This is a genomic window from Parvimonas sp. D9, from assembly GCF_035282565.1.
In the GTDB taxonomy this organism is placed as follows: Bacteria; Bacillota; Clostridia; order Tissierellales; family Peptoniphilaceae; genus Parvimonas; species Parvimonas micra.
In genome coordinates this window covers 19628-38039 of the sequence record NZ_JAYKBM010000005.1, presented here as the reverse complement: position 1 = coordinate 38039, position 18412 = coordinate 19628, and the positions used below count along the sequence as shown (strand labels likewise).

19 protein-coding genes are annotated in these 18412 nt (G+C 27.4%); 5 read left to right on the top strand and 14 right to left on the bottom strand.

Features of this window, described 5'->3' with window-relative positions; translation table 11 throughout:
• Positions 1-9: 9 nt before the first annotated feature.
• Positions 10-678, top strand: a complete 669-nt coding sequence (locus tag VJI94_RS05760; RefSeq protein ID WP_324008730.1) for a transposase — start codon at positions 10-12, stop codon at positions 676-678.
• Between the two features lie 109 nt (positions 679-787).
• Here VJI94_RS05760 and VJI94_RS05755 read toward each other — a convergent pair whose 3' ends face one another.
• The 10 genes from VJI94_RS05755 to lpdA all read right to left on the bottom strand — a co-directional run bounded on the left by VJI94_RS05755 (position 788) and on the right by lpdA (position 10508).
• Positions 788-1546, bottom strand: a complete 759-nt coding sequence (locus VJI94_RS05755) for an RNA methyltransferase (protein WP_324008674.1) — start codon at positions 1544-1546, stop codon at positions 788-790.
• Between the two features lies 1 nt (position 1547).
• Positions 1548-2189 (bottom strand): potassium channel family protein, encoded by a 642-nt coding sequence (locus VJI94_RS05750; RefSeq protein WP_004832263.1) that lies wholly within the window; start codon positions 2187-2189, stop codon positions 1548-1550.
• Between the two features lie 8 nt (positions 2190-2197).
• Positions 2198-3547 carry a TrkH family potassium uptake protein gene (locus VJI94_RS05745; protein WP_227718456.1) on the bottom strand — a complete coding sequence of 450 codons (1350 nt, stop codon included), beginning with the start codon at positions 3545-3547 and terminating at the stop codon, positions 2198-2200.
• A gap of 47 nt (positions 3548-3594) precedes the next feature.
• On the bottom strand, positions 3595-3939 hold the full coding sequence (gene rplT / locus VJI94_RS05740; protein WP_004832268.1) for a 50S ribosomal protein L20: 345 nt from the start codon (positions 3937-3939) through the stop codon (positions 3595-3597).
• An 18-nt stretch (positions 3940-3957) separates the two neighbouring features.
• Positions 3958-4149, bottom strand: coding sequence for a 50S ribosomal protein L35 (rpmI, locus tag VJI94_RS05735; RefSeq protein WP_004832272.1), 192 nt, complete (start codon positions 4147-4149; stop codon positions 3958-3960).
• Positions 4150-4164: 15 nt separating this feature from the next.
• Positions 4165-4623 (bottom strand): translation initiation factor IF-3, encoded by a 459-nt coding sequence (gene infC, locus VJI94_RS05730; RefSeq protein ID WP_407073062.1) that lies wholly within the window; start codon positions 4621-4623, stop codon positions 4165-4167.
• Positions 4624-4858: 235 nt separating this feature from the next.
• Positions 4859-5776, bottom strand: coding sequence for a TDT family transporter (locus VJI94_RS05725; RefSeq protein ID WP_324008673.1), 918 nt, complete (start codon positions 5774-5776; stop codon positions 4859-4861).
• A 66-nt stretch (positions 5777-5842) separates the two neighbouring features.
• Entirely contained in the window at positions 5843-6643 is an 801-nt protein-coding gene (locus VJI94_RS05720) for a DUF169 domain-containing protein (protein WP_029949518.1), read from the bottom strand.
• Positions 6644-6957: 314 nt separating this feature from the next.
• A complete protein-coding gene (locus VJI94_RS05715; protein ID WP_324008672.1) occupies positions 6958-9051 on the bottom strand; it encodes a Tex family protein in 2094 nt (697 codons plus the stop codon).
• Positions 9052-9107: 56 nt separating this feature from the next.
• The gene (gene lpdA / locus VJI94_RS05710; RefSeq protein ID WP_041953617.1) at positions 9108-10508 is read right to left on the bottom strand and encodes a dihydrolipoyl dehydrogenase; all 1401 of its coding nucleotides are present in this window, start codon (positions 10506-10508) and stop codon (positions 9108-9110) included.
• Between the two features lie 540 nt (positions 10509-11048).
• On the opposite strand from lpdA, the gene VJI94_RS05705 reads away from it, so the two are divergent.
• The 4 genes from VJI94_RS05705 to VJI94_RS05690 all read left to right on the top strand — a co-directional run bounded on the left by VJI94_RS05705 (position 11049) and on the right by VJI94_RS05690 (position 15311).
• Positions 11049-12593, top strand: coding sequence for a PucR family transcriptional regulator (locus tag VJI94_RS05705; protein ID WP_041953615.1), 1545 nt, complete (start codon positions 11049-11051; stop codon positions 12591-12593).
• Between the two features lie 125 nt (positions 12594-12718).
• Positions 12719-13441 (top strand): DUF5058 family protein, encoded by a 723-nt coding sequence (locus tag VJI94_RS05700; protein WP_324008671.1) that lies wholly within the window; start codon positions 12719-12721, stop codon positions 13439-13441.
• A gap of 1 nt (position 13442) precedes the next feature.
• A complete protein-coding gene (locus VJI94_RS05695; protein ID WP_269720971.1) occupies positions 13443-14099 on the top strand; it encodes a hypothetical protein in 657 nt (218 codons plus the stop codon).
• A gap of 33 nt (positions 14100-14132) precedes the next feature.
• Positions 14133-15311, top strand: coding sequence for a M20 family metallopeptidase (locus tag VJI94_RS05690; RefSeq protein ID WP_324008670.1), 1179 nt, complete (start codon positions 14133-14135; stop codon positions 15309-15311).
• Between the two features lie 59 nt (positions 15312-15370).
• On the opposite strand, the gene VJI94_RS05685 is transcribed toward VJI94_RS05690, so the two are convergent.
• From VJI94_RS05685 to VJI94_RS05670, 4 genes are all read right to left on the bottom strand, one after another.
• A complete protein-coding gene (locus tag VJI94_RS05685; RefSeq protein WP_324008669.1) occupies positions 15371-16078 on the bottom strand; it encodes a CPBP family intramembrane glutamic endopeptidase in 708 nt (235 codons plus the stop codon).
• A gap of 50 nt (positions 16079-16128) precedes the next feature.
• Positions 16129-16845 (bottom strand): CPBP family intramembrane glutamic endopeptidase, encoded by a 717-nt coding sequence (locus VJI94_RS05680; protein WP_324008668.1) that lies wholly within the window; start codon positions 16843-16845, stop codon positions 16129-16131.
• 67 nt (positions 16846-16912) lie between these two features.
• Entirely contained in the window at positions 16913-17635 is a 723-nt protein-coding gene (locus tag VJI94_RS05675; RefSeq protein WP_324008729.1) for a CPBP family intramembrane glutamic endopeptidase, read from the bottom strand.
• Between the two features lie 72 nt (positions 17636-17707).
• Positions 17708-18385 carry a type II CAAX endopeptidase family protein gene (locus tag VJI94_RS05670; protein ID WP_324008667.1) on the bottom strand — a complete coding sequence of 226 codons (678 nt, stop codon included), beginning with the start codon at positions 18383-18385 and terminating at the stop codon, positions 17708-17710.
• Between the last annotated feature and the right edge of the window lie 27 nt (positions 18386-18412).

Here is an 18412-nt window from a genome sequence, read left to right as displayed (position 1 = left end):
TAGTGAAACATTTATGGATTTTTACGAAAAGGACTTAAAGAAATTCGAGTTAAAAAAATAGTAATGGATGCAGGATATAAAACACCAGCAATAGTAAAGATGTTAATAGATGATAAAATACAACTGGTATTACCATATACAAGCCCAAAAGGTAAGAGAAAAGAAAGATTTTATCCAAAAGATTATGTATATGATAAATATTATGATTGTTACATCTGCCCTGAAAATGAGATATTAAAATATAGTACAACAACAAGAGAAGGATATAGAGAGTATAAAAGTGATAGAAAGAAATGTAGAAAGTGTAAGAATTTAGAGAAGTGTACAGAAAGTAGAAACAAACAAAAAGTAATAACGAGACATATATGGAAAAAATACTTGGAAGAATGTGAAGAATACAGATATACAAAAAGAGGAAAAGAAGAATATAAAAGAAGAAAAGAGACGATAGAAAGAACGTTCAAAACGGTAAAAGAATATCATGGATTTAGATATACAAATGAGAAAGGGAAAGCGAAAATGCAAATAAAAGCTCTCCTAACTTTTGCGTGTCTAAATATGAAAAAATTAGCAAATATGATGAGTAGATTAGGTAGAAAGAGACCTAATTTTTTAATTTTTAAGGAATTTTATAAAAATTTTAAGATTTTAACAAATTTTCAGATGATTTTTAATTAAAAACAAAAATATATAAAAAAAGCACAGACAAAACTTATACTTTGTATGCGTTCTGAGACAAGATTTATTTGGTCTTTTTTTATAATTAAAAAGGAAGTCCCATCACTTCCTAATTTTTAAATATTTTATACATTATTAATGCTGCCGCTATTGAAACATTTAAAGACTCCATAGAATTATCCATATCTATTTTCAAATGTTCATTAGAAATATTGAGCATCTCTTCAGAAACTCCATTAGCTTCATTTCCCATAACTACAATATTTTTTCCTTCGAAATTAAATTCTTCTAAAAATTTTGAATTTTCATTTAAAGTTGTAGAAATTAATCTATATCCATCTTTTTGTAATTCTTTTATTTTTTCAATTTCAGAGTCTACAATATTTGTTCTAAACATTGCGCCCATAGTTGCTCTTAAAACTTTTGAATTATATTTATCAACACAATTTATAGTCAATATATCCTTAATCCCAAAAGCATTTGCCGTTCTGATTATTGTTCCAAAATTTCCGGGATCACTTACATTTTCAAGACAAATTATATTTTTAGAAGAAATTTTTTTCTCTTCAATATAATTTACAATGGTTATAACCCCTTCAGAATTTGTTAGTTCTGTTAAATTTTTAAATAATTTTTCAGATAAAATTATAACTTTATCTAAAAAATTTTCTTTAAACTCAAAGTTTTCAACAAATTTTTCAGTACAAATTATGTTTTCAATGTCAAGATTTTCATTTAAAGCTTCTGACAAAAGTTTTTTACCTTCCAATAAAAATAGTTTATATTTATCTCTATTTTTCTTCAAATAAAGACTCTTAAATAATTTATACTTTTTGTTATCTTTACTATCTATTGTTTTAAATTTCATACTATACCAACTTACCAATCCAGTCATTTCTGCCGGCAACTAAAAGAATATCACTATCCTTTATAACATAGTCAGCATCAACATTTATCTCCAATCCCTCTTTATTTTTTATTGCAACAATATTTACATGATATCTATTTCTAACTTCAGATTCCTTTATAGACTTCCCAATCCAATCCGAAATTGGTGCAATTTCTACAAGAGAATATTCATCGGACAAATTAATAGAATCCAAAATATTTGAATTACTAATATTATTTGCAACTCTTATTCCCATATCTCTTTCAGGAATTATAACTCTATCTGCTCCTATTTTTCTAAGCACCATTGCTTGAACACTATCAGTAGCCTTTGCAATAATTTTTGGTATCCCAAGTTCTTTAGCCTCAACCGTCGCAATAATAGAACTTTTGTAATCAGAGCCTATTGCTACGACACAAATATCAAAATTTGCAAGACCCAATTCTTCTAAACTTCCCTCAACTCTAACATCACAAATTATACTGTGAGTAACCTTACTTGCAATAGAATTTATAACATCTTCATCTCTATCTATGACCATAACTCTATTACCAAGTTTTTCTAAGGTAATGGCTAAATTCATTCCGAACCTTCCACAACCTATAACAACAATTTGTTTCATAATATCTCCTATCCGACAATAACATTTCCGTTTGAATACTTAAATTTCTTCCTATTAACTTTATTATAGAAAGAAAAAATAATCGTAAGAGGCCCTACTCTTCCAATAAACATTAATATAATTATAAACACTTTTGTTATATCTTTCAAATGCGGAGTTAAATCTTTGCTAAGTCCCACAGTGGCAAAAGCTGAAATTGTTTCAAAAAGTAAATCTATAAATTGTACATCTTCTATCAACGTTAACACAAAAACCACCGTATTAACTAACAATAAAGAAATAACAAAGATTCCTATTGCTCTTTTTACTAATGAAAAAGAAATTCTTCTTTTGAATACTTCAATTTCATTATTATTTTGGATAAAAGAAATAGTTGTTACAATTAATAAAAATATCGTAGTAGTCTTTATTCCTCCGGCAGTACTTGCAGGTGATCCTCCTATAAACATCAAAAAAACAGTTAAAATTGTTGAAGATTCAGTAAATCCCGTTTGATTTATCGAAGAAAATCCCGCTGTTCTGGTAGTTACTGACTGAAAAAATGAATTTGTTATTTTATCAAAAAAGTTAAAATTCTTTAAAGTTTTTGCATTAGAATATTCCAAGATGAAAAATGCAATTGTCCCAAAAATAAGTAATCCTAAAGTCATTACTAAAACAATCTTAGTATGCAAAGAATATTTTCTAAAATTAAATTTAAAATTATTTATATCAATATAAACGTGAAATCCGAGCCCACCTAAAATTATTAAAAAAGAAATAACAAAAAGTAAATAAGGATTTGTATTAAAACCTTCTAAACTATTTTCACCTAAAATATCAAAACCTGCATTACAAAAAGCTGATATAGAATGAAAAATAGAATAAAAAATTCCTTTTAGACCAAACTTTGGAACAAATGTAAAAGAAAGTAAAATCGCTCCCAGCCCCTCTATTAAAAAAGTTGAAAAAATTACATATCTTATCAGTTTAACCATTCCACTAAGTTTTGTAGAACCCATTTGTTCTCGAATTACAAGCCTATCTTTTAAAGTTATCTTTTCACCTAAAATCATCGCTACCATTGTAGCCATAGTCATAAAACCCAATCCTCCCATTTGAATTAATAACATTATGACTGTTTTTCCGAAAAAATTAAATTCATTAGTTATATTTATAGTTGAAAGACCTGTTACACAAACAGATGAAGTTGATATAAATACACAATCTAAAAAATTTGTAAAATTTAAGTTTTTAGATGAAAAGGGTAAAAACAAAAGAATAGATCCAATAGTTATAATTAGAAAGAATCCTAATGTTAAAACTGCTGGTGGATTAGTTTCAAGCTTATCTTTTAACTGTCTTATAAATTGTCTCAAAATAACCTCCAAAAAAAAATCCCTTCAATTATGAAGGGACATTTTCTCTATCTTACTAATTCAACTAATTTTTTAAATCCTTCAGGATCGTTTATAGCCATTTCAGAAAGCATTTTTCTATTCATATTTATATTATTTTTCTTAAGCCCATACATAAATTTGCTATAACTTAAACCATATTGTCTTGTTCCGGCATTAATTCTTGCAATCCATAAGCTTCTAAAATCTCTCTTCTTTCTCTTTCTTCCGATGAATGCATAAGTCATAGATTTCATAATTGCTTGATTAGCAACTTTAAATAATTTTGACTTCGCACCATAATATCCTTTAGCTTGTTTTAGTACTTTTCTATGTTTTTTTCTCGCATTTAAGCTACGTTTTATTCTTGCCATTACTCTTTACCTCCATAATTAAGGAATCATATGATTGATTCTTTTTTGATCTCCACTGCTGATAACTGTTGATTTTCTTAAGTTTCTAATTCTCTTTGGTGATTTTTTACTTGTTAAATGGCTTTTATACGCCTTAAATCTTTTAATTTTCCCAGTACCAGTTCTTTTAAATCTCTTAGCTGATGCTCTATGTGTTTTCATTTTAGCCATACCTAAAACCTCCTATTAATCTTGTTTTGGTGATAAAAACATTGTCATATTTCTACCTTCCATTACGGAATCTTTTTCTACATTTCCAAACTCTTGGGTAAGCTCTTTAAATTTATCTAAAACAACTTTACCTATATCAGTATGTCCCAATTCTCTACCTCTAAATCTTACAGAAACTTTTACCTTATCTCCGGCTTTCAAAAAATTATTTGCATGTTTTGCCTTAACTTCTATATCGTGTTTATCAATACTCGGAGTAAGTCTAATTTCTTTAACATTTATGACTTTTTGTTTTTTTCTTGATTCTTTTTCTTTCTTTAAAGAATCATATCTATATTTCCCATAATCTAAAATTTTGCAAACAGGTGGATTAGCATTAGGAGAAATATTTACAAGATCCAATTTCTTTTCATTTGCCATTTCCAATGCTCTAGAAATTGGAACAACTCCAATTTGATTACCTTCTGCATCAATTAATCTAACATCTTTTGCTCTAATCTCTTCATTAATTAAAAGCTCTTTTATAATAACACCTCCATAAAAAACGGCGAGTAAAAACTCGCCATAATAATTACAAAACTTAAATTATTAACATAAACCTGAAACAAAATAGTAACTAGGTGAGAGCGAGTACTCTACTTCATTCATCATATTACTTGAACATTCTACCATAAACAAATAAAATAGTCAAGTAATTTTTAAAAAATTTTTAGTTCTCCTTTTCAAATAAAAATTTCATATATCCAACAAAAACATATAGTACAATTAAAGTTGCTACTATTTCTTGGAAATTTACAAATAATTTTAAAACCGAATTTGCTCCATATAATTTTGTTACATATCCACTAAATAATTTACTTGAAATTGCACTTATTACAAGTGGGAATGTAAAGCCCGAAAATCCGGGAGAAAATTTTAATTTCAATAGATTTGGCATATTCAATAAAACTATAATATAAAATAAAACTGAAATTACAAATAAAACTGTTGCAAATGTAATGTTTTTTTGAGGAAATGTGTTTAAATATCCTGCTAATACAAGAGAACCCGGTGCAGATAAAATCGCAAATGTAGGTTTTGCAGGTTCCGGTATTTCTTTTACTTTAAATACTCTATAACAAACAACAGGTATCAAAATGAAATAAGAAATTAAAGCAAACCAAAAACAAATCTGTCCCAACTTCAATTGCCCAGCAGCTCCTGCAGTAACACTTGCTGTTGCAATTCCTACATAAACAATATACCAGGATGGAAATACTTTCTTAATTGAAAAATTAGGTAAAAATTTCAAGCTAAACCAAATCATTAGCAAAGTATGTAATATAACACCAACAAGCCAAACTACTACAGCTAAAACTGATGAATATGGCTTTGCATAGCTACTAATCAAAATAGTAGCCATTGTAATTGTTAAAAGAACACTAGCAGCAACCGGATTATCCAAAACGGTTTTTAATTTAGAATTTAGCACAACAATTTTTAAAACAAAAATAATATATAAGATAAGTGCTACTCCACCTATACATAATCTTACAACATTACTATAAGATTGTAACAGATTTCCAAGCGCAAACATTGATAAAATCAAACCTGCAATTGGAATAGGTAATTTTTTTAAAAGATTCATATAATTCTCCTTTACTAATATTTAAGTTAGGAATTTATTAAAAGAAATTCCTAACTATTTTTAAATTTATTTGTCTATTGGTCCGCCTAAATATGTTCCTGTATCATAATTCTTATTTAATTCGATTACAGAATCATCCATATGATTCTTTTTCATCTTCTTAATTATTTTTCTCTTGTTCCCATTACGTTCAAAAGGATTTGTAGTTTCAACAATTCCTTGAATAACATTGTACCAATGTTTCCAAGCCATTCCGATTCCTAGTTCATCAGGATGCCAGTTTGCCATAAGTCTTGTTCCTGGGCATAAGAATGTGATATTTATTGTTCCATGTTCATAAGGAAGAGTTGTAAGATCATGACAAACCGCTTGTAATCCAACAGTTTTCATTTCCGGAGAATATCCATTAAAATAAGAATATCCGTGAACAACTCTCATTATGTTATATGCCTTTTCAATCATAACAACAACATCAGGTTCAACTTTAAAATTTTCTAAAGGCATTATTGCTATACCATAAACCTTGTCTTTTAAAAATATCATATCATCAGAAACACTCTTTGATGTCTTAACATCATTATAAATATTTTTACTAAATCTTGCTTCTCCAGATGCCATCTTTGGTGGCGCTTGATTAAATCCAAAAGCAACCGCACCGTTTGGACACCCTTGATGTACCTTTCTTACCTTTATGTTTGAACCTTTAGATGCTAAATTAACAGCATTACAATATGTAACTTTACTTTCTCTTTCAGGTACTTCAAAATTTTCATAACTTTCTTCATCGTGAAAAAACTTCACACCTACAACTTTACGATTTAAATCTAAATACGAATCGATAAGTTTTACACTTTCTTGAATATCCATTCAAAACCTCCTATTTAATTTTTATATTTATATTTGATAAAATACTTTGCGAATTAGCAAACAAATATAATCAATATTATATTATCATAGGATTAAGAATAAGTCTAATACTTTTTTCTTATAGATAGACAATATTAATAATTTTTTTCTATTATAAAATTTTTTAGTTGATTTTCAAACATTTAACAACTTGATAAAAATATAAAAAATCTTATGATAAAAAAATCACTAATTATTTAAAAAATTAATATAGGATTGGTATTGATATCCTTATTATTTTTAATCAAAAAAAGAAATGCGTCAAAACGCATTTCTTACTTCATTGTCAATTTTACTTTTTGTTTTTCAAGGTCAATTTCTAAAATTTTGACCTTAACTACATCAGAAACTTTTAAAACTTCTGAAGGATGTTTTATAAATTTATTCGAAATTTGAGAAATATGAACCAATCCATCGTTTTTAATTCCAATATCTATAAAGGCTCCAAAATCTACAACATTTCTTACAGTTCCCTTTAATTCCATTCCAACCTCTAAATCTTCAATGGAAAGAACATCAGACCTTAAAATTGGTTTTGGCATATCTTCTCTTATATCACGACCAGGTCTTTTAAGCTCTTCAATTATATCCTTTAAAGTTAATTCTCCAACTTCTAATTCTTTTGAAATTTTTGAAATATTAATCTTATCTAAATCTTTTCCATAAAGTTTTTCTGCAATTTCATAGCTTTCAGGGTGAACAGCAGTATTGTCAAGAGGATTTTCTCCATTTCTAATTCTCAAAAATCCCGCGGATTGAGTATATGCTTTAGGACCTATTCCCTTTACTTTTTTTATTTCATCTCTATTTTTAAAGGCCCCATTTTCATCACGATATGAAACTAAATTTTTAGCCATAGTTTTTGTAATTCCTGAAATATAAGATAACAAAGAGAAAGAAGCAGTATTAACATCAATCCCAACCTTATTTACACAGTCCTCAATAACATCAGATAGTGTTTCTGTCAATTGTTTTTGGTTTACATCATGTTGATATTGTCCTATACCAATATGTTTTGGTTCAATCTTTACAAGCTCTGCCATCGGATCTTGAATACGTCTAGCTATTGATATTGCACCTCTAACTGTTACATCCAAATCCGGAAATTCTTCTTGTCCTAGTTTTGAAGCAGAATAAATTGAAGCTCCTGCTTCATTTACTATTGAATAGAATAAGTCTTCTTTTTTCAATTCATTTATCAATTCAACAACAACTTTTTCAGTTTCACGGCTTGCAGTTCCATTTCCAATTGCAATTAAACTTACATCATATTTTTTAATAAGTTTTGCTAAAATCTCTTTACTTTCCTTTATCTTTTCTTGTGGTTTTGTAGGATAGATATTTACATGGTCTAAAACTGATCCAGTCTTTGAAATAACAGCTACCTTACAACCCGTTCTATAACCAGGGTCAATTCCTAGAACAACTCTATCAAGAATTGGAGATTGCATAATATAAGGTTTTAAATTTTTACCAAAAACTTCAATTGATTGAGTATCTGCTTTTTCCTTCAAATTTGCTCTTATTTCAGTTTCTATTTGTGGAAATAAAAGTCTATTATAACTATCGATAACAGCTTCTTTTAAGAATTTATGACAGAAATTTTCATCATCCATACATAGTGAAAATAAAATTTCACCAATATTTTTTTCGTCACTTAACCTTATAGAAACCTTTAGAGCTTTTTCCTTTTCTCCTCTATTTATAGCAAGTATTCTATGTGCTGGAAGTTTAGAAATCTTTTCAGAAAATTCATAATACATATCATAAACATTATTTTCTTCTTTTCCTTTTTCAGATACTAAAACTCCGTTTTTCTCAGCATCTTTTCTTAAAATATCTCTAAAATCTTTATCTTCAGAAATCATTTCTGCGATAATATCTAAAGCTCCTGCCATTGCATCTTCAATAGTTAAAACTTCTTTTTCTTCACTTATGAATTCAGAAACCTTTTGTTCAAAATTATTTTCCTTAAGCTTTCTATCTAAAATCAAATCAGCAAGCGGTTTTAATCCTTTTTCCTTTGCAATAGTTGCTCTGGTTCTCTTTTTAGGTCTAAATGGAAGATATATATCCTCAACTTTTGAAAGAGTTTCAGCATTTAAAATTTCATTTTTTAATTCATCTGTCAACTCTCCAAGCTCGTCAATTAATCTTATAACATCTTCTTTTCTTTGCTCTAAATTTCTTAAATATTGTAATTTTTGTTCTAGATTTCTAAGTATTTCATCATCTAAATTTCCTGTAACTTCTTTTCTATATCTTGCGATAAAAGGAATAGTATTTCCCTCATCTATAAGTTTTACAGTATTTTCAACTTGACCTACTTTTATATTTAATTCTTTTGCAATTTGTTCAAAAATATTCATTCTTACCTCTTTAATAAAAAAGGGAGCTAACGCTCCCTAAAATTCTAACAAAATAATTATTTTGCAGGTGCACTATGGATTGATTTTCCTTCTAATTGGTGAATAGCTTCCATAAATGCTTCTGATAGAGTTGGGTGAGCGTGAATCATCTTGCCTATTGACTCAACTCCCATATCATTTGCCATAGCAACTGTTCCTTCATGAATTAAGTCATTTGCATGAGGTCCAATAATATGGATACCTAAAATTCTCTTTAAGTCTTCAGTTGCAAGAACTTTTACAAATCCATCAGCTTCTCCTAATGAAACAGCTTTACCATTTCCGCTGAACATAAATTTACTCTTAACATAAGGAATATTTTGAGCAATAACTTCTTCTTCAGTTAAACCAACTTGAGCAACTTCCGGTAAAGTAAATGTACAAGCGGGAACAACATTCAAATTAATTTCAGGATGCTCTCCCATTAATTTTTCAACAACATGAATTGCTTGTGCACTTGCAACGTGAGCAAGTTGAACATTTCCATAAACAACGTCACCAATAGCATAAATATGGTCAACATTTGTCTTAAATTCTTTATCAGTAACTACAGCTCCTCTTTCAGTAACAACTCCGGCTTTTTCGATTTCTAATCCATCGATATTAGCTTTTCTTCCTGTTGCTAAAAGAACCATTGTACCTTCAGCTTCTTCAACTTTATCTTTGTCAACTCTCTTAGCTGTAACTTTTAATTTTCCGTTTTCTTGTGTAATTTCACTTGCACGAACTTTATTTACAATTTTAATTCCCGCTCTTTTGAAAATACTTGGAATTCTCTTTTGAATTTCTCCATCAGTTGCAGGTAAAACACCATTAGTCATTACAGTTACTTTTGAACCGAATTGAGCATAAATACTTGCAAATTCCATTCCGATAACTCCACCACCAACAACTATAAGTTCTTCAGGAATTTCTTTTAAATCTAAGAATTCATCACTTGTAATTACATTAGGCAAATCAGTTCCTGCAATTGGCGGAACACTTGGTTTAGAACCTGTAGCAATGATTATGTAATCAGCTGTTACATCTTTTTCTGAACCATCATTTAATTTAACATGAATTTTATGAGGATCAACAAAAGAACCAAAACCTTTTAAGTATTCAATATTAGGATAAGAACCAATTAAAAATTCTACCCCACCTACGATTTTTTCAACAACTTCGCATTTTCTTTCATTAAGTCTTATTGGATCAATTTTACATTCGTCCATAAGTAAACCGAATTCTGCTTTTCTATGAATATTTTCCATAATTTCAGCATTTTTCCAAAGTGTTTTTGTAGGGATACATCCTCTATTTAAACAAGTACCACCTGGTCTATCAGCTTCAATAAGTACAACTTCTGCTCCCATTTGTGCAGCTCTAATAGCAGCCTCATATCCTCCTGGGCCTGCTCCAATAACAGCTATTTTAGTCATAAAACACACTCCTTAATTATTTTATTTTAAGTTTTCACTCACCTAAAATTATATATCAAAAATGAATTTTTTTCAAGTTTTTGGGTAAAATTGTTCTCATATTTCATTACTTTATTACAGATTTTTTAAAAATTATTTTTTTTATAAATACAGTAAAAAATATATATTAAAATAAATAACAGCATAAAAGCCAGTGAAACAAAAATTGACTTTTTCAATGTATAATTATCAATAAAATTGGTAATAAATAACATCAATACAAATTCAATTATGATAGTTTGAATAATTGATAAGTCTTTCGATATCTTCACATAAAAAATTACAAGAATCGCATTTAATAACGCAAGAAACCAAATCCAAAACATAATATCATATCTCCATAAAAGAACAATAATAAACAAACACATTACTATATATATTATATTAAAAATACAACCTTTTTCAAGATTTCACACAAAATAGTTTAAATATTTTATATATAAATCTGAAAATTTTATGGTAAAATATAACTAGAAAACAATTTTAAGAAAGGAGTAAAAAATGAAATTAACTGAAATTTTAGATATGTTTAAAGATTTTGAACTTTTAACAAATTTTTCCATAGATGATATTGAAATTTTACATACTACAGTTCTTGACGCTCCTGATGGTGCAACTTATGCCTGTGGAAATGAGTTTGTAATAAGTTCCGGATACCTTTTTAAACAAAATGAAAAAGAAATTGCAACATATATAAAAAGATTAAAAAACTTAGGCTGTTGTGCTTTGGGAATAAAGGTTGAAAGATATTTTAGTAAAATTCCCGAAGAAATGCTAAAAGTCGCAAATGAATTAAAATTTCCTGTAATAAATATTCCTATTTATTATCCATTTTCTTCAGTAATCACCCCTATCTTAGCTAAAATTTTAGACAGTAAAGTTGATAATCTTACAAAAACTGAAGAAATTAGAAATAATTTTATAAGAATAGTAGTAGAAAATAAATCTTTAAAAACTACTTTTAATTATTTATTCTCAACCTTGAATATTGATTATATCTTCTATGATTATTTTTTAGATAAAAAGTACTACAACAAAGTTTTTTTAAAAAATGAAAATAATTTTTCTAAAAGTATATTTAGTAAAAATAAAGAAATTGGAAAATTAATTTTAAATATCCCAAAAATCGAATTGTCAGAATTTGATAAGACTATAATAGATTATGCTTTAGAAATTGCTTTAATCCAAATAGAAAAAGAAATCACCATAGTTAAACTAAAAGAAAATTACCTAAATGATTTTATCAGCGATATTTTGAGTGGAAATATCCAATCAAAAGAAGAACTTTTGATAAGAGCAAAACTTTTTGATATAGACATTGATGGATACAGCTCTGTAATAATTTTTGATATAGATAACTATAAGTATAGTATAGTTCAAAAACCTTTAGAAAATATAAAACTTGAAGAAATTAAAAGAAAAATGTTTGAAAAAATAATACAAAATTTTGAACTTTTAAAAAGTAAAATTTTGTATTACAAAAAGAGTGATAGCCTAGTTTTAATTACAAAACATAATTCATCTGATAACACATTATTAAACGAGTTAGAATTTTTAGTAAGCAAATTAAAAAAAATCATAAAATCCGATTTTAACTTTACATTCACTGTTGGAATGGGAAATATTCAAAAAGATATTATGGATATAAATAAGAGCTATGAAGAAGCATTGGATTGTATAAAAATAGGAAGACTTCTGGAAGAAAATGATGGAATTTTTAAATATGATGATATAGAATTTTTTAAAATTTTAAGTACAACTATAAACTCATCAAAGACCCCAAGTTTTATAAATGACATTTTGAAAATATTAAAATATGACAAAGAAAAAGATACGACATATTTTGAAACTTTAAATCGCTTAATTGAAAATAATTGGAGCTTAAAACAAACTTCCAAAAAACAATTTTTACATTACAATACGATAAAATACAGATTTGAAAAAATTTCTGAAATCATAAATAAAGATCTAAATGATAATAATACCAGATTTTTACTGGAATTAGGTTATAGATATTTAAAATTAAATAAGAATATATTAGAATAGTACAATCGAAAAATCGATTGTATTTTTTTATAAATTATTACTACTTTTTTTATAAAATATTCCATAGGAAGTGAAATAATTTTAATGTATTATATAGATACAATAAAATTTAAGGAGGAATTGTAATGGAATATTTAAAAATCGCCAACAGTCCAATTTTTTGGATTTTATGTTTACCTGTTGGCTTGTTGGTTTTAATTCAAGCGTACATATTTTCAAAAAAAGCTATTAAGTCTGCTGAATTAGTAGATTTATCAAAAAGCGACGCAAAAAAAGCATTTAAAATCGGAGCTGTTTCTTCAATAGGACCCGCTCTTGGAGTTTTTGTAGTAATGCTTGGACTTATGTCTGTAATAGGAGGTCCTCTTTCTTGGATGCGTCTTGCAATAATCGGTTCAGCACCTGCAGAACTTGCAGCATCAAGTATGGCAGCAAAAGCTATGGGAGTCGAACTTGGTGGAAAGGGATATAACTTAGTACATTTTGCAAATGCAGCCTGGGTAATGGCACTAAACGGAAGTGCTTGGCTATTAACTACCGGACTTTTCTCTCATCAATTAGATAGAGTTACAAAAAAAGTTTCAGGTGGAGATGTAAAAAAACTTGGAGTAATCAGTATCGCAGCAATGTGCGGTTCATTTGCCTATCTTTTTGGAAGCGAATTAATGAAAGGATTTAATACTGAAACAAGACCTTTTATGGTATCTGCGATTAGTGCAGCTGTAGTTATGATAATTTTAACAAAAATTTCAGAAAAATATCCAAAATTTAAAGAATACACTTTGGGTATAGCAATGCTTGCGGGAATGTTATCCACTGTTATTTATATAAAATTAGGAGGTATGTAATATGAATAATTATGAAAAATCTTTTACCAAACCAATTATAAGATATGGTAGTCTTACTAATTTACTTGCCATACCTCTATGCTTTATCCCTGCTATTTATTTATGGCTTGTAAAAGGTGCCTTCCCCGGTTGGAATAATATATTAACAGGATGGATGTATGTTGCCTCAATGTTTGCAATTTATTCTGTAGTTGAACCAATTTGTTATTTCCCAATCCTGGGATTACCGGGAACATATATGTCTTTTTTATCCGGTAATATAGGAAATATGAGGGTACCTTGTGCGGTAGTTGCTCAGGAAAGTTTAGGAGTTGAACCCGGAACAAAAAAAGCGGAACTTATTGCAACACTTGGTATTGCAGGTTCAATTTTTACAAATACAATTATGGTAACAATCGCAGCAATCGGAGGTGCAGCTCTAATGAGCATTTTCCCACCTGTTGTCTTGACTGCTTTTAAATATGTTTCATCTGCAATTTTTGGTGCAATGTTTGCAATGTTTGCATCTAAAAATTTAAAATACGGTGCATTTGCACTTGTAGTTGTAATGGCTATGTTATTATCAAAAGCAATCCCGGTATATATAATGATTCCAATAGCGGTGTTTTCCACTGCAATCTTCGGAGTTTTTGATTATAATAAAAAACAATCAAAATAATACTAAATTAAAACTTAAAAGAAAGGAGTGCTTATGGAATTAATTAAAGATATTAAAAATTTAGAACAAAAGGTAATTAATTGGAGACGTGATTTGCACAAAATTCCTGAAATAGGAAATGATTTACCGTTAACTACTGCTTACTTGAAAAAAGTTTTAGATGAATTTGGCGTAGAGTACAGAACAGACTTTCCTAATAACTCTTCAATTTTAGTAACAATTAGAGGCGAGCTAGATGGCGAAAAATGTATTGCTCTAAGAGCTGATACAGACGGACTGCCTATGCCTGAATTTTTGGATTTACCTTTTAAATCAACAAATAAAAATATGCATGCTTGTGGTCATGATGCCCATGCTGCAATGATGCTTGGAACAATCTATACTTTAAATCAAATGAAAGACAGACTTCACGGTACTGTAAAATTTTTATTGCAACCCGGTGAAGAAACCGGATCAGGCGCTATTGATATGATTAAAGGTGGTGCTTTGGAAGGGGTTGACTTCATATTAGCATTACACAACGGAAATACCACTGATGAACTTGATGAAGGAAAAATAGGTGTTAAATACGGCTCAATGATGGCTTGTATGGATAAGTTTACTATTAAAGTAATCGGTAAAGGAACTCATGGAGCTTATCCTTATATGGGTATTGACCCTGTAACTACTTCAAATCATATTATTTCTGCTATTCAAGATATAGTTTCCAGAGAAATAAATGCTGTGGATACTGCAGTAATTTCTGTTTGTATGGTAAATTCTGGAACTGCTTTTAATATCATTCCTGAAGAAGTAGAAATTATTGGAACAGTTAGAGCAGTTTCAAAAGAAGTAAGAGCATATATAGCAAAAAGAATTGGAGAAATATCAACAAATATGGCAATTGCTATGAGAGCAAAAGCCGAATATGAATATTCTTATGGACCACCACCGGTCGTAAATAACAAAGAGATAGTTGATTTTGCAAAACAAAGTGCAATAAATGCATTAGGCGAAGAAAATGTACAAGTATTAGAAAAACCGATTTTAGCAGGTGAAGATTTTGCTTACTATCTTGAAGAAACAAAAGGAGCTTATGTATTTTTAAAAAATCCTCTTTATGTTGACGGAGTAGCTTATCCTCACCACAATGTAAAATTTGGACTTAATGAAAAATACTTTATAAATGGAGTTAAATTTTTTGTTCAAGCAGTAAATGATTATTTAAAATAAATTTCAAAAGCACCTATGCAATTAAAACATAGGTGCCTTTTTTCGTGAAATTTCCAATTTTATAAAACACTTGTCTTTATAATAAATGAAAGTATTACAATAACTGTACTAAATATAATATGTCCAATTATCGCGCTTTCTATTCTTTTTGTCTTTAAATAAACATATCCAAAAGTCAAGGATATAATTACAGCTTCTACTACTACAGGAAGCGCATGTTTTACATTTATAAGTGCAAACAAAATTCCTGATAAACAAGCCGGTGTGAATAATCTAACAAATTTGTATCCACCTTCATATAAATCATATAAGTAGCCAAATACTACATTTCTATATACAATTTCAGTTACAAAAGGAATAATAAACACCATATTGATTAAGGCAATTTTATTATTAGATACCAGATTTTTAATTCTAATAAATTCTCCGGTCATATCATAAGGATAACCCAAAAATACTAATATTTTAAATACAATTTGAATTACAACTAGTAAAACTATCCCTGAACATGCCCCAATCAAAATAGATTTTAATAAAGGTTCCTTTTTACTACCTTTGGATATTGAATTTGTTGGAAATTTTTTACAAAATAAATATACTAAAACTCCAAAAATCAAAAGTAAAATAATATTTATATTTGATAGGTTTTTAAGTACAAATTCTGATTTTAAATATTTATTTGCCAAAGTAGAAAATCTTAAAATCCCTAAAAAATACACCAAAGATATCAAGAATGATACAATAAAATTTTTTGTCTTAACACTCATAACTTCCTCCTAAAATTTTTATTTTATAAATAAATTTTTTATATGTTAATTTAGAAAAATCTCATAATTGTTATAAATATATTAACTAAAATATGAACAGTTATAGCTGAACTGATTCTCTTAGTATATAAGTATATTGCTGAAAAAGATATTCCATAAATTATATACTGAATCATAGCCAAATGAAATACACCATCATGTGTTGAGCCGAAAATTATCGATGATATTATCATAGATGTTATTATCCTAATATATTTATTACAACCCGAATGTAAATCATACAAATATCCAAACAGTATTCGTCTATACACCATTTCTTCAAATATATTTACCGATGCTATTGAAAATAAACTTACAAACAAATTAAGTCTTTCAGTACCCCTAGTATTTTTTGCATTCAAACTATAAACCTCAAGTTTGAAAATACTTTCAATGTATGAAGCTAAATATATAATCAACATAGTAAAAACAAAAACTAATATTGAAATAATTATAGATTTTTTTAAGTACATTTTTTCTGAATTATCTATAGAATTTAATTTTCCATTAAATACATACTTTATAATCAAAAATATTATACAGTTTCCAAATAGACAACAAATCCCACCAACAAAGAAATTATTTACAATTGGATTTTCAAAAAATTTAAAAATAAATATTTTTCCAAAAAATAAAGAATTTAAAATTTTCTGCCTAAAAATAAATTCAAAAAATATAAACATTAAAGCAGGGAAAATCCACTTTTTAAAGTTTTTTACATTTATCAAAATATCCTCCTTTGCAATATTTTTTTAATATGAATTATTTTTTCTAAAAAAAGTTATTTTGATTAAATTACAAAAATGTATCTTTAACTATTAAAAATATATTAATTAAAACATGAACTGTTATAGAAGCACTGATTCTCTTAGTATATAAATATACTGCTGAAAAAGATATTCCATATATAATATATCTAACCATAGCATAAGCAAAAACACCATCATGTATTGAACCGAAGATTATAGATGATACTATTACAGATGTTATTATCCTAATATACTTATTACAACCCGAATGTAAATCATACAAATATCCAAACAGTATTCGTCTATACACCATTTCTTCAAAAATAGATATACAAACGCTTGAAAACATACTCACAGAAAAATTAAGTTTTTCGATAGCAAGAATATTTTTAGTATTTAAACTTATGTTAGATATATTAAAAATATAATATTCAACATACTTAGTAGTATAAACTAATATCATAGTAAATACAAAAAATAAAATTGAAATAATTATAGACTTTTTTAAATTCATTTTTTCTGAACTATCTATAGAATTCATTTTTCCATTGAATATAAACTTAGAAAGTAATAAAATAATACAAGTAACAACAAAACAACTTAATCCCAATGAAAAATATTTATTAACTACAGTATTATCAAAAAAATTAAAAACTAATAAGTCATCATAAAATATTTTTTTTGATATTCTTTGCCTAAAGATGAATTCAAAAAATATAAACATTAAAGCAGGTAATATCCACTTTTTAAAGTTTTGCTTATTTAATATATTTGTTTTTTCCATAATTATCTCCTTGTTCTTAAAACCCTAATTTATATTTCTCTACAATAATTTAAAAAATTAGAAAAGATTATGTAAAATATGAACAATAATAGGTGATGATAATCTTTTAGTATGAACATATAAACAGGATAAAATTATACCGGTAGTAACATAATATAGCATATAAGGATGGAAAACCCCATTATGTATTGAGCCAAATACTATTGAAGATACAATTGATGCAGTAATAAATCTAATATATTTATTACATCCTGAATGTAAATCATATAAGTATCCAAATAATATTTGCCTAAACACAATCTCTTCAAATATAGGAGCTACAAATACGCTATCAAAATTTCTATAAATACTAACTTCTTTTGCTGCTTTTATAGCATTATCATTAATGCTATTAACATTTCCGAATACATTATACACAATAACCGAGATAATCTTATCAAGATAAAGACTAATTACAAATACTACTACTGAAATCAGTACTGATTTTAGTAAATTCATTTTTTTAGAATCATCTATTGAATTAAATTTATCCTTATATACAAAATGAATTAAACATATAAAGAAAATTATTAATACAATATGAGCAAAAAAATGTATAAATGCAAAATCCTTTGTCCCATATTTTATAAAAAGTTTGTTAGATATTTTACTATAACACTCGTAAACTAAAAACATCAAAATAGGCAATATCCACTTTTTAAAGTTTTTTACATTTAATATATTAGCATTTAGCATTGTTTTCTCCTTTATTTTTTTTTCATA